This window comes from Dickeya poaceiphila, assembly GCF_007858975.2.
In the GTDB taxonomy this organism is placed as follows: Bacteria; Pseudomonadota; Gammaproteobacteria; order Enterobacterales; family Enterobacteriaceae; genus Dickeya; species Dickeya poaceiphila.
In genome coordinates this window covers 2,958,644-2,971,590 of the sequence record NZ_CP042220.2, presented here as the reverse complement: position 1 = coordinate 2,971,590, position 12,947 = coordinate 2,958,644, and the positions used below count along the sequence as shown (strand labels likewise).

Below are 12,947 nucleotides of genomic sequence, written 5' to 3'. Positions count from 1 at the left end.
GCTGTTAAACCTCGGCATGTGTCGCGGCTCTACCGAAGCGAGCAGCCGCGACGAGATGAGGAATATCGTCATTCCGGGGATATCCCGTGTTACGGAAGTCCCCGGCACCGTGCTTAGATTTTACAGGCGCCGCTTTCGCAGCCGTCATCCTGCGGTGCGGTATCCAGCAGGTCGTCCTGCGCATCTTCGGCACCATCGCGGGTGTTTTGATAGTAGAGGGTTTTCAACCCGAACTTATACGCCGTGAGCAGATCTTTAAGCAACTGGGTCATCGGCACTTTTCCTGACGGGAAACGCGCCGGATCGTAGTTGGTGTTGGCGGAAATCGCTTGATCGACGAATTTCTGCATCAAACCGACCAACTGCAGGTAGCCATCATTAGACGGCATATCCCATAGCAACTCGTAGGCGTCTTTCAGCGTTTCGTACTCAGGCACCACCTGGCGCAGGATACCGTCTTTTGATGCTTTGACGCTGATATGACCGCGCGGCGGCTCAATGCCGTTGGTGGCATTGGAAATCTGCGACGAGGTTTCAGACGGCATCAGTGCAGACAGCGTGGAGTTACGCAGACCATAGGTCTGAATATCTTTACGCAGCGTTTCCCAGTCATGGTGCAGAGGTTCACTGCAAATGCCGTCCAGATCACGCTTGTAGGTATCGATTGGCAAAATGCCCTGCGAATAGGTGGTTTCGTTGAACCACGGGCAGGCGCCTTGCTCACGTGCTAATTGGTTCGAGGCTTTCAGCAGATAGTACTGAATTGCTTCGAAAGTGCGGTGCGTCAGGTTATTGGCGCTACCGTCGGAGTAGCGCACGCCGTGTTTTGCCAGATAGTAGGCGAAGTTAATAACACCGATGCCCAGGGTACGGCGGCCCATTGCGCCGCGTTTGGCTGCCGGAATCGGGTAGTCCTGATAGTCAAGCAGGGCATCCAGCGCACGTACCGCTAATGTCGCCAGTTCTTCCAGTTCGTGCAGTGAGCTGATGGCACCCAGATTAAAGGCTGACAGAGTACAAAGCGCGATTTCGCCGTTTTCGTCGTTGACGTCTTCCAGCGGTTTGGTCGGCAATGCGATTTCCAGACACAGGTTGGACTGACGCACCGGTGCAACCTGTGGGTCAAACGGACTGTGTGTGTTGCAGTGGTCGATATTCTGGATATAGATACGACCCGTGGAGGCACGCTCTTGCATCATCAGCGAGAACAGCTCCGCTGCTTTGAGCTGCTTCTTACGAATGCTGTCGTCCTGCTCGTATTTCACATACAAGCGTTCAAACTCATCCTGATTGTTGAAGAAAGCATCGTATAGCCCCGGCACGTCGGATGGGCTGAACAGCGTGATGTCGCCGCCTTTGACCAGACGCTGGTACATCAATTTGTTGAGCTGTACGCCGTAGTCAAGATGACGTACGCGGTTGCCTTCCACGCCGCGGTTATTTTTCAACACCAGCAAGCTTTCCACTTCCAGATGCCACAGCGGGTAGAACAGGGTGGCCGCACCGCCGCGCACGCCACCCTGCGAGCAGGATTTCACCGCGGTCTGGAAATGTTTGTAGAACGGAATACAACCGGTATGAAATGCTTCACCGCCCCGGATCGGGCTGCCCAGCGCGCGAATACGCCCGGCATTGATGCCAATGCCGGCGCGCTGGGAAACGTATTTCACGATGGCGCTGGAGGTGGCGTTGATGGAGTCCAGACTGTCGCCGCACTCGATCAGCACGCAGGAGCTGAACTGGCGAGTCGGGGTACGCACGCCGGACATGATCGGTGTCGGCAGAGAAATTTTGAATGTCGATACCGCGTCGTAGAAGCGCTTGACGTAATCCAGACGAGTTTCACGCGGGTAGCCGGAAAACAGGCAGGCGGCGACCAGAATGTACAGGAACTGGGCGCTTTCGTAGATGTCACCGGTCACGCGGTTTTGGACCAGATATTTCCCTTCCAGCTGTTTTACGGCTGCATAGGAGAAATTCATGTCACGCCAGTGATCGATGAAAGCGTCCATGTGAGCGAATTCTTCTTCCGTGTAGTCTTCCAGCAAATGGCGGTCATATTTGCCCATTTCGACCATTTTCACCACGTGATCGTACAGCTTCGGCGGTTCGAACTGACCATAGGCTTTTTTACGCAGATGAAAAATAGCCAGACGCGCAGCCAGATACTGATAGTCCGGGCTTTCGCGGGAGATCAGGTCAGCGGCGGCCTTGATGATGGTTTCATGGATATCGGCAGTCTTGATGCCATCGTAGAATTGGATATGGGAACGTAGTTCAACCTGAGAAACAGAGACATTGTGTAACCCTTCTGCTGCCCAGGTAATCACCCTGTGGATTTTGTCCAGATTGATGCGCTCTTTACTGCCATCGCGTTTGGTAACAAGCAGACTCTGATTCATGTGGCGTAGCACCTGTTTTTTGACACGAGTTTTGTTTTTTATGGTCTTACCGTTTTCTCATTCACAAAAAATGCAAATAAAAAAATAGTGTTTTCTGTCAGAAGTAAACACTATATATAGGGGTTGTACCATCTTTTGATAACAAGATAATGTGAAAAGTAGCGTATTGCAAGTGAGCAAAAGGGTTCTCTCTTGTGGATAACTATAGGGAGTAAATGTTACAAGCACGCTAAATCCCAGCTACCGTGCGGCTTACTTATTTTGTCAACCTCAGGTGAGAAAAAATAAAAAAATTGATCAATCGCCGGTTTCTTACCCTGTCGCAATGCTCAGGCTATGACTAAAACCGTGTTTCAAACAGTTATTGGGAATAATCTGAGTTTGTTCTGTCGTCCAATAGTTGATCAGGCGTGGTTTATGCCTGAAAACTTATTCTTCAGCGATAAAAAAGCCGGTGGATGTAACACCGGCAGGGGGTATTGAAGGACTCAGCCCGTCGCCCGGCGCGGTCAGCCGAGATGCGTTGTGTGGATCATATAATTAACATCGACGTTCGCGCCGAGCCGGAAGCGGTCCAGCAGCGGATTGTAGTGCAGACCGGTCATGTGGCGTTCGCGTAGTGGCGTTTGGTCTACCCAGTGCAGCAATTCCGCCGGGCGGATGAATTTTTTGATGTCGTGTGTACCTCGCGGCACCATGTTGGTCAGGTATTCGGCACCGACAATCAGCATCAACCAGGCTTTGGCATTACGATTGATGGTAGAGAAAAAAACATGTCCGCCCGGTTTGACCAGCCGGGCGCAGGCTCGTACCACCGAATTCGGGTCCGGTACGTGTTCCAGCATCTCCATACAGGTCACTACGTCGTAGGTGCCGGCATGGGCATCGGCGTGTGCTTCCACCGTTTCTTGTAGGTAATTGACGCTAATGCCGCTTTCTAATGCATGTAGCCTTGCTACCTGCAAGGGCTCGGCTCCCATATCCAGACCGGTAACGCGCGCGCCTTCGCGCGCCATGCTTTCGGCCAGAATGCCGCCGCCGCAGCCGACATCCAGTACCTGCTTGCCGAAAATGCCGTCGGCGCGTTCGATGATGTAATTCAGACGCAATGGGTTGATGCGGTGCAGCGGTTTGAATTCCCCCTCCAGATCCCACCAGCGTGAGGCAACGGCCTCAAACTTGGCAATTTCATCAAGGTCGACATTCGGGGTGCGCGCAGCGGCTTTCAGGGGATCGGGGCCTGTGGCGCCTGCGTTTATGCTGTCTGTGTTCATGGAAAGTGATCACCTTTCATCAATATTGACTGAGGCCGAGTATAGCGAGCAGACGACGGTTGTTGTAGTCGCCCGCCGCGGCTTCGCGGTGCCTGCATCTTGTGACGGCGATAACATCGCAGTAACGAAACGCGCAGCGCCCCGCAAAGAAGCACCAGTAAACCGGCGCGAAGTTTCCCCTAAAACCCCGGTTTATGATATGATTTTCCACCTTTTAAAATCGGGTAGATGTGAATAGAGGGATAGCGGCTCCATGAGCGACCTTGCCAGAGAAATTACACCGGTCAACATCGAGGAAGAGCTGAAAAGTTCATATCTGGATTACGCCATGTCCGTCATCGTCGGGCGTGCGTTGCCGGACGTTCGCGATGGTCTTAAGCCGGTACACCGCCGCGTGCTGTACGCAATGAGTGTGCTGGGTAACGACTGGAACAAGCCTTATAAAAAATCGGCCCGTGTGGTCGGGGACGTTATCGGTAAATATCACCCGCATGGTGATAGCGCGGTGTACGACACCATTGTGCGTATGGCTCAGCCATTCTCGCTGCGGTACATGCTGGTGGACGGCCAGGGCAACTTCGGTTCCATCGACGGCGACTCCGCCGCAGCGATGCGTTATACCGAAGTTCGCATGTCGAAAATCGCCCATGAACTGCTTTCCGATCTGGATAAAGAGACAGTAGATTTTGTGCCTAACTACGACGGCACAGAACAGATCCCAGACGTGATGCCCACCCGTATCCCCAACCTGTTGGTCAACGGTTCTTCGGGGATTGCCGTGGGGATGGCGACCAACATTCCGCCCCATAACCTGTCTGAAGTCATTAACGGCTGTCTGGCTTACATTGATGACGAAAACATCAGTGTCGAAGGGTTGATGGCCCATATTCCGGGGCCGGACTTCCCGACCGCCGCCATCATTAACGGCAAACGCGGGATTGAAGAAGCCTACCGAACTGGCCGTGGCAAGGTGTATATCCGCGCACGCGCCGAAGTGGAAGCCGATGCCAAATCTGGCCGTGAAACCATCATCGTGCATGAAATCCCTTATCAGGTGAACAAGGCACGGTTGATTGAAAAGATCGCCGAACTGGTAAAAGAAAAGCGCATTGAAGGCATCAGCGCGTTGCGCGATGAGTCCGATAAGGACGGTATGCGCATCGTGATTGAGATCAAGCGCGATGCCGTGGGCGAGGTGGTGCTTAACCATCTGTATTCCCAGACTCAGATGCAGGTGTCGTTCGGCATCAACATGGTGGCGTTGCATCAGGGCCAGCCGAAGTTGATGACCCTCAAGGAAATTCTGGCGGCATTTGTCCGTCACCGCCGCGAAGTGGTGACGCGCCGTACCATTTTCGAACTGCGCAAGGCGCGTGAACGAGCGCATATTCTGGAAGGGCTGGCAATTGCGCTGGCTAATATCGACCCGATTATCGAACTGATTCGCCATGCCTCGACCCCGGCTGATGCTAAAGCCGCGCTGGTGGCGCAGGCGTGGGAGCTGGGCAGCGTGGCCGCGATGCTGGAGCGTGCCGGTGATGACGCCGCCCGCCCGGAATGGCTGGAGCCGGAGTTCGGCATTCACGAGGGCAAGTATCATCTGACTGAGCAGCAGGCGCAGGCGATTTTGGATCTGCGTTTGCAGAAACTGACCGGTCTGGAACATGAAAAGCTGCTGGACGAATACAAAGAACTGCTGGCGCAGATCGCCGAGTTGCTGTTCATCCTGTGCAGCCCTGAGCGGCTGATGGAAGTGATCCGTGAGGAACTGGTGGCGATACGCGAGCAGTATAACGATGCCCGCCGCACTGAGATCACCCACAATAGCGCCGACATCAATATTGAAGATCTCATCTCTGAAGAGAATGTAGTCGTGACCTTGTCGCATCAGGGGTACGTGAAGTACCAGCCGTTGACCGACTATGAAGCTCAGCGCCGTGGTGGCAAGGGTAAATCCGCCGCCCGTATCAAGGAAGAGGACTTTATTGACCGGCTGCTGGTGGCGAATACCCACGATACTATCCTGTGTTTCTCCAGCCGTGGTCGCCTCTATTGGCTGAAGGTCTATCAACTGCCTGAAGCAAGCCGTAGCGCCCGTGGTCGCCCGATCATTAACCTGTTGCCGCTGGAACAAGACGAACGCATTACTGCTATTTTGCCGGTACGCGAATACGAAGAAGGAATGAACGTGTTCATGGCGACGGCCAGCGGTACTGTGAAGAAAACAGCGTTGACGGAATTTAGCCGTCCACGCAGTGCAGGTATTATCGCGGTTAATCTGAATGACGGCGATGAGCTGATTGGCGTTGACCTGACTGACGGCAGCAACGAAGTGATGTTGTTCTCCGCTGAAGGCAAAGTGGTGCGTTTCTCTGAATCAGCCGTGCGGACCATGGGACGTACTGCTACCGGGGTACGCGGTATCAATCTGCAGGATGATGATCGCGTGGTGTCGCTGATTGTGCCGCGTGGCGACGGCGATATTCTGACGGTAACGCAGAACGGCTTTGGCAAGCGTACCGCCGTTACCGAGTATCCGGTGAAATCTCGTGCTACCAAGGGCGTGATTTCCATCAAGGTCAGTGAGCGTAACGGTAAAGTCGTTGGTGCAGTGCAGGTCGATTCCGCTGACCAGATCATGATGATTACCGATGCGGGCACACTGGTGCGCACCAGGGTATCCGAGGTCAGCATCGTGGGCCGTAATACTCAGGGCGTAACGCTTATCCGTACCGCTGATGACGAGCATGTCGTTGGCCTACAGCGTGTGGCCGAGCCGGTGGAAGATGATGAACTCGACAGTGTAGTGCCGGTAGATGGCGAACTGCTGGAAGAGGATATCGACGATACGGAAAGTGATGATGATTCACCGCTGGACGATGAGTAATTTTTTCACCTGCTGATGATAACCCCACAAGAGCCAGCGCCTGATGCGCTGGCTTTTTTTATGTAGGATCGGTACTGTATCGGCTGGTCCTGGCCGCGTTTTCCCTGCTGACAACCTTTACGGTATGACTTTGAAAGTTATCGCTTCGTTTCAGACCCCACTTAAAGTTTCCCGGTATATGTTCCGGGCGCTAGCGATCACACTGTGGGTTCTGGGTGCGCTGATTTCGGTTTTTTTCGTGAATAAGGAACTGAATCAACGGGAATCACATCTGCGACAGATTTTCTCACTCAATTTCGAACAATCGCTGGGGTATATTCGCCATACCACCGATATGACGCGTGAGTTGCGCTACATTGCTGCTAACCGATTTAGTGATCCTGCCAGGTTGCGAGAGCGTGCTGCTGCTGCGAAAAAGACACCATTCTCCATTTACCCGCTGTCGTCTACGTTTAATTGTACTGGGCAGTATGAGAAAAACCCTGCTCAGTTGCAGTTGCTGAGAGGTTTTTTTGAACAATGGCATGATGATTTCTCATCGGTTTATGACCTTAACCGCATCTTTTTTGTCGACAGCAGCCAGCAATGTGTCGTTGATTTTGGTATCCGCAATCAATCGTCAGATAGCTACAGCCTGTTGAAAAGTGTGCAGGAACAGTTACAGAACCAGAAATCCAATCGGATAGAAAACCGCCGTGAGGAGAGCCTGTTTTGGGTGACGTCCGGCTTGACGCCGGATGCTGGCTATCTCTACGCGCTGACGCCGGTGTATGTGGATAACCGCCTGGTGGCCATGATGGGGATTGAGCAGACCATCAGGGCAGATGACTTTATATTGAATGGCGATTTGCCGTTTAGCGTCAGGCTATTGGATCAAAATGACCGGGTACTGTTGCAGTTCACTGATAATCAGTCCGGCAGCAATAACTTCAGTCATTATCCGGATTCGAACAACTACTTCGGCTACAGCGACGGCTATGGAGCCTTGTTGATGAAAAAGGCGTTGTCGCCTACATCAATGACAGTGGTGTATTCGCTCCCTTTGGAAGTGATTTTGGTTTCGCTCAATACGCTGATTATCAACATGGCGTTGCTGAATCTGGTATCGGCCATCTGTCTGTTTCTGTTTACCCGTGTGTTTGAGCGTAAGATCTTTCTGCCCGCAGAGCGCAATGCCTTCCTGTTAGAAGAAAATGAACAATTTAACCGTAAAATCGTCGCTTCTGCTCCAGTAGGTATTTGTATTTTAAGGATCAGCGACGGTACCAATATTCTCAGCAACGAGCTGGCGCATAACTATCTTAGCCTGCTGACGTACGAAGACCGGGTGCGTATCGTGCGCATTATCTGCGAACAGCAATCCAAATCGCTCGATGTGGTGACTGGGCGTAATCATCATCTGCAAATCAGTTTTGTGCATTCTCGCTATCGCAATGAGAACGTAGCTATTTGTGTGCTGCTTGATGTTAGCGCACGAGTGCGAATGGAAGAATCATTGCAGGAGATGGCTAACGCTGCTGAACAGGCCAGCCAGTCTAAATCGATGTTCCTGGCGACGGTCAGTCATGAATTGCGTACGCCGCTGTATGGGATTATCGGCAATCTGGACTTGCTGCAGACAAAATCACTGCCGTCGGATGCCAACCGGCTGGTAACCGCAATGCAAAATTCTTCTGAACTGTTGCTGAAGATCATCAGCGACATTCTCGATTTCTCCAAGATCGAATCGGAACAGTTGAAGATTGAGCACAGCGAATTTGCACCGCGTGAAGTGATAAATCATATCGTGGGCAACTACCTGCCGCTGGTGGTAAAAAAACGCCTGGAGCTGTATTGCTATATTGACCCCCACGTTCCCTTGCAATTGACGGGGGATGCGGTGAGATTGCAGCAGGTATTAAGTAATCTGCTCAGTAATGCGATTAAGTTTACCGATACCGGCTGTATCGTGTTTCAGGTAGCGTGCAGTGATGAGGGCTATCTGGTGTTCAAGGTGCGGGATACCGGCGTTGGGATCGATACCCGCGCGGTGATGAAACTGTTTGACCCATTCTTTCAGGCTGGGAGTGGAGTCCAGCGCCACTTTCAGGGGACTGGACTGGGGCTGGCGATTTGTGAAAAGCTGGTCAACCTGATGGATGGCGACATTACAATTGAATCTGAGCCGGGGCTTGGCAGCGAGTTCGGCATCCGTATTCCACTTTATCGTGCCCATTATCCGCAGTCGTTGCAGTTGCCTGATTTACAGGGGAAAACCTGCTGGTTGAACATTCGTAATGCACTGATGGAGCGCTATTTGCTGGACTTGCTCACCGCTTGCGGTCTGTACGCACAGCGGTACGAAGAAGGGCAAATTGTTGGTAATGATGACGTTATGATTATTGATCATATGTCAGATAGTGAACCAAGAGCCTATGCTTGTGTGGAGATTAGTGGTACGCACGCGGGTGCCGCTCAGGAAAACCAGGCAGGGTATTGGTTATTCAGTACGGCGGTACTGCACGAATTGCCGGTGTTGCTGCAGCGTATTTATCGGGGTGAGGATGATTTGTCGACGGCGATGCTATCCTTGCCGACAGTCAGTTACAGCCGTACTGAAAATGGCGATATTTGCCTTCTGGTGGTGGATGACCACCCGATTAACCGCCGTTTGCTGGCCGATCAACTCGGTTCGTTGGGGTATCAGGTGATCACGGCTAATGACGGATTGGATGCGCTGGACGTTCTGGCGAAGAATTCGATAGACATTGTTCTTACTGACGTCAACATGCCGAATATGGACGGTTACCGTTTTGCCCAGCGGCTGCGTGAAATGGGGCAGACATTCCCCGTGATTGGCGTAACCGCCAACGCATTGGCAGAAGAGCGGCAACGCTGTTTACAAGCCGGGATGGATAACTGTTTGTCTAAACCGGTGACGCTGGATACGCTACAGCAGTCACTGTCATATTACAGTAATCTGGTCAGGCAGAATGCGCAGAACCTATCGCGTAATGTTAATGCGGCTGGATAATAATGTGCCAGCGAGCCGGTTCCCCGTTCGCTGGCAACAGAATTACTCTTTGTCTGACGGCGATACGCCAACTGAGGAGAGATAGTTTAACAGTGCAATATCGTTGTCCACACCGAGTTTGGTCATGGCTGATTTCTTCTGACTGCTGATGGTTTTTATGCTGCGGTTGAGTTTTCGGGCAATTTCGGTGACCAGGAACCCTTCGGCGAACAGGCGCAACACTTCGCTTTCCTTTGGTGAAAGGCGTTTATCGCCATAACCGCTGGCGCTGATTTTTTCCAGAACCTTACTAACGCTTTCCGGCGTGAATTTCTTGCCTTTCTGTAATGCAGCCAGCGCTTTGGGCAAGTCGGTTGGCGCGCCTTGTTTTAACACAATCCCTTCGATATCCAGTTCCAGTACGGCACTGAGAATAGCCGGATTATTGTTCATGGTTAGTACAATGATCGACAAATTAGGGAAGTGACGCTTGATATATTTGATCAAGGTAATACCGTCACCGTATTTATCTCCTGGCATCGATAAATCAGTGATCAGAACATTAGCATCCAGTTTGGGAAGATTATTAATCAGGGCTGTCGAGTCTTCGAATTCACCCACGACGTTAACCCATTCGATTTGCTCCAGCGATTTTTTAATGCCAAACAAAACGATAGGATGATCGTCTGCAATAATTACATTTAGATTGCTCATTGTTTTTTACTCATATTGTTGGCCACCGGGCTGCAGCAATGCTACGACGAACCCTTCAATCTGTTGAAGTTGGGGTTCTATCTGAGCGCGATCCTGGGTGGTAATAAGCTTTTCCAGCGCTTCACATAACTGCTTGCCGGGGTGAAGATTCAGCATAGCAAAGACACCCTTCAGGCGGTGTGCGGTTTGCGCGAGTGACAAAAAGTCGCCATTTTGGGCCTCAGTATATAGTCTCTTTATGTCCTCCGGTACTGTATCAACAAACAGGGAATAGTAGTCACTGTTGCGTAACTGGCGGACATAGAAACCAATGTCGTCCTGTTCTTCAGATTGGTCATCGTCCTGATTTATCTCCAAATGTTGTTCAATCAGTTTTAGCAGGCCATCCTGCAGCAGTTGGCTGATATTGTAGTTGGTGCGCATACGACGCTGACCCAGCGGCACCAACTGAGTATCATCACTGGTTACCAGCAAGGTATCGTTGGTTACTCTGTTGGGGTCGTCGGTAATGGTTATTTCCGCATCCTGATTCACCAGCCGCTCGTCATATACCACCACATCCGCACCCCAACTGCTTACTATACGGCTAACGATGGTACGAACCTCGTCCGAGGTGATGTTCAGGAGCAACGTGATGTCGTCCAATAATTTCTCATCTTCTTCCGAAGGTAGTGGGTCCGGCTGCATTTTCAATGTCAGTACATACTGGGTTCCAAGCCCCGGCCGACTATTGATTTGCAGTTGACCTCCCAATTTGTTGCAGAGTTGATTACATAGGAATAGGGTTAATCCGGAATTGTGCCGGAAGTGATCAGATTGTGGCGTAGTGGCAAACGGATGCATCAGATTATCCCGCTCCATGCCGGAGATATTCGTGCCGGTATCACTGATGCGGATCAGCAACTGCTCGGTAGAATGTGCTGAAGGCTCGAAGGACAAGGTGATTTTACCGTAGTCGGTATTGGTGATGGAGTAATCCAGCAGCAGCGACAGGGTTTTCTTGAGTAACTCGCTGTCGCCTGAATAGGTCTGGCGCGGGTCGAGTTTGTAGTGATTGAACAGCTTAAGTCCCTTTTGCTGGATACGCGGCAGTAGCTCTAAAATCAAATCGTCTATCAGTGTCAACGGTGAAAACGAGTCATGTACCAGATGCCATTCCATTGTTTCCAGCTTTGCCTGCAGGGCGATGTTTTCCATCAACCGGATGGCGCTGCTGGTTTCGGCGAGCAGCGCCTGAAGCGTTTTCTGCTGTTCCGGTGAAGTGTCGGTTTTGTGTAGCGCCAGCGCCAACTGGTGCACGGCAGACAGTGGTTGCTTGAACTCCTGGCTCAGGTTGCGAAACAGACGCTTGCGAACCGAGACATTTTTATCGAATTCCTGCTGCGCCAGTTGCAGTTTTTTGGTAACCAATATTTCCTGATCCTGCTCGCGTAGTAGGAACAGGCATAGTGACGGCGTATGTTGGCTGTGGAAAACGCGTACCTCGTACATTTCGTTGTCCACTGTGGCTTGAATAACACCGTGGTGTTCTTCTGCAAGCGTGGAGATTTTCTTCAGGCTAAGGTGTGGATATAGCCTTTCTGCCAGCGTGTTTGCCACCATCACTTTATTGTTGCTGAAATCGTAAACCAGCACCCCGATTGGGATGCGGCTGACTATCTCACTGTACATCCGTTGTTGTTCTTGCAGGTGATGGGACTGGTCATCTTTGGGACGGGCAGAGTAACGCCGTAAAACATAAAGCCCCGATAGTGAAATAAACAGCAACGCCAGGTTGAGAGCAATTACCCAGATATTGTTGCGCAGCGTGTCGGCAACGAGCCAACTCAGAGGAATAGCATAGACCAGCTTGATAGGTGAGTTCATTAACTGGGCGGTGACTTCCAGCAGGGTGCCTTCGCGGCGAATGTCGGTGGGAATCTCGTTGTCTGAGCTGACGTCGGCATTGATCGGTGGCGTTTGCTTGCGCAGCATGAAGTTATCCCGCGACATGGTGTGCGGAATCAGATCGTTGATGGACAGATCGAAAGCAATGACCGTAGCCAGATGACCAGGCTGATTGAACGTCGTGCGCAGGGTAAAATAGTAATCGTTGTAAAAACGCAGTTTTCGCAACGGAGAAAAGCTTTCCCGTTCATCCAGTGTATTGGCCTGTTGCAGCATCTCGGTTTTACGCGACTCCACCATGGATGAAAGATAACTGCCACGAAGTTGCGACGAGATGTCCTTCAACGGCTGGGTGGATACCATCGTCAGACTATTGTCCAGGCCATTGAGGTAGTACATTGAATAAATACCTGTTTTCGCGCCCCACAATACGTCCAGGTATTGTGAGATTCGGTACATTACGTCAACGGTGGCTTTGTCATATGGCCCGAAAATCAATGCATCTGTTTTGTGACCGCTTTTCTCAACGTAAAACACGTTTGGCATCAGCGTAATCAGATTGATGTTGAGGGGATCGTGCTGTGTCGGATCATTGGGCAAATTTTTGTAGATTTGATCAGTAAAAAAGCGGTAAGCATCAATGCGTCTTTGCATTCCTTCTGCAATGTTCGCCACGGTGGATTTTTTCTCCGTCATCCAACAGTTGATGTAGTTATAGCTGTAGGTGCCGGTCGTCAGCAGCAGTAACAGGATAAACAGCAGAAAAAAGCGCATGATAGCCGCAGGCATGA

Annotated in this window: 6 protein-coding genes; 2 read left to right on the top strand and 4 right to left on the bottom strand. The window is 51.4% G+C overall.

What is annotated here, in order from left to right; genetic code table 11:
- Window positions 1-113: 113 nt before the first annotated feature.
- Together nrdA and ubiG are read right to left on the bottom strand one after the other, a co-directional pair.
- On the bottom strand, window positions 114-2,402 hold the full coding sequence (gene nrdA / locus Dpoa569_RS13190; protein ID WP_042869369.1) for a class 1a ribonucleoside-diphosphate reductase subunit alpha: 2,289 nt from the start codon (window positions 2,400-2,402) through the stop codon (window positions 114-116).
- A gap of 509 nt (window positions 2,403-2,911) precedes the next feature.
- Window positions 2,912-3,676 (bottom strand): bifunctional 2-polyprenyl-6-hydroxyphenol methylase/3-demethylubiquinol 3-O-methyltransferase UbiG, encoded by a 765-nt coding sequence (gene ubiG / locus Dpoa569_RS13185; RefSeq protein WP_050569419.1) that lies wholly within the window; start codon window positions 3,674-3,676, stop codon window positions 2,912-2,914.
- Window positions 3,677-3,929: 253 nt separating this feature from the next.
- Between ubiG and gyrA the strand changes: the two genes are divergently transcribed.
- Complete coding sequence (gyrA, locus tag Dpoa569_RS13180) at window positions 3,930-6,563, top strand: DNA topoisomerase (ATP-hydrolyzing) subunit A (RefSeq protein WP_042869371.1); 2,634 nt, start codon at window positions 3,930-3,932, stop codon at window positions 6,561-6,563.
- A 124-nt stretch (window positions 6,564-6,687) separates the two neighbouring features.
- Window positions 6,688-9,576 carry a two-component system sensor histidine kinase RcsC gene (rcsC, locus tag Dpoa569_RS13175; protein ID WP_071604288.1) on the top strand — a complete coding sequence of 963 codons (2,889 nt, stop codon included), beginning with the start codon at window positions 6,688-6,690 and terminating at the stop codon, window positions 9,574-9,576.
- Between the two features lie 42 nt (window positions 9,577-9,618).
- Here rcsC and rcsB read toward each other — a convergent pair whose 3' ends face one another.
- Window positions 9,619-10,269, bottom strand: coding sequence for a response regulator transcription factor RcsB (gene rcsB / locus Dpoa569_RS13170; RefSeq protein WP_042869373.1), 651 nt, complete (start codon window positions 10,267-10,269; stop codon window positions 9,619-9,621).
- 6 nt (window positions 10,270-10,275) lie between these two features.
- Complete coding sequence (gene rcsD / locus Dpoa569_RS13165) at window positions 10,276-12,945, bottom strand: phosphotransferase RcsD (protein ID WP_042869375.1); 2,670 nt, start codon at window positions 12,943-12,945, stop codon at window positions 10,276-10,278.
- Between the last annotated feature and the right edge of the window lie 2 nt (window positions 12,946-12,947).

Coding starts and splice junctions, on each gene's coding strand:
- rcsB (WP_042869373.1), bottom strand. CDS start 10,269: ATGAGCAATCTAAATGTAATTATTGCAGACGATCATCCTATCGTTTTG.
- ubiG (WP_050569419.1), bottom strand. CDS start 3,676: ATGAACACAGACAGCATAAACGCAGGCGCCACAGGCCCCGATCCCCTG.
- gyrA (WP_042869371.1), top strand. CDS start 3,930: ATGAGCGACCTTGCCAGAGAAATTACACCGGTCAACATCGAGGAAGAG.
- nrdA (WP_042869369.1), bottom strand. CDS start 2,402: ATGAATCAGAGTCTGCTTGTTACCAAACGCGATGGCAGTAAAGAGCGC.
- rcsD (WP_042869375.1), bottom strand. CDS start 12,945: ATGCCTGCGGCTATCATGCGCTTTTTTCTGCTGTTTATCCTGTTACTG.
- rcsC (WP_071604288.1), top strand. CDS start 6,688: ATGACTTTGAAAGTTATCGCTTCGTTTCAGACCCCACTTAAAGTTTCC.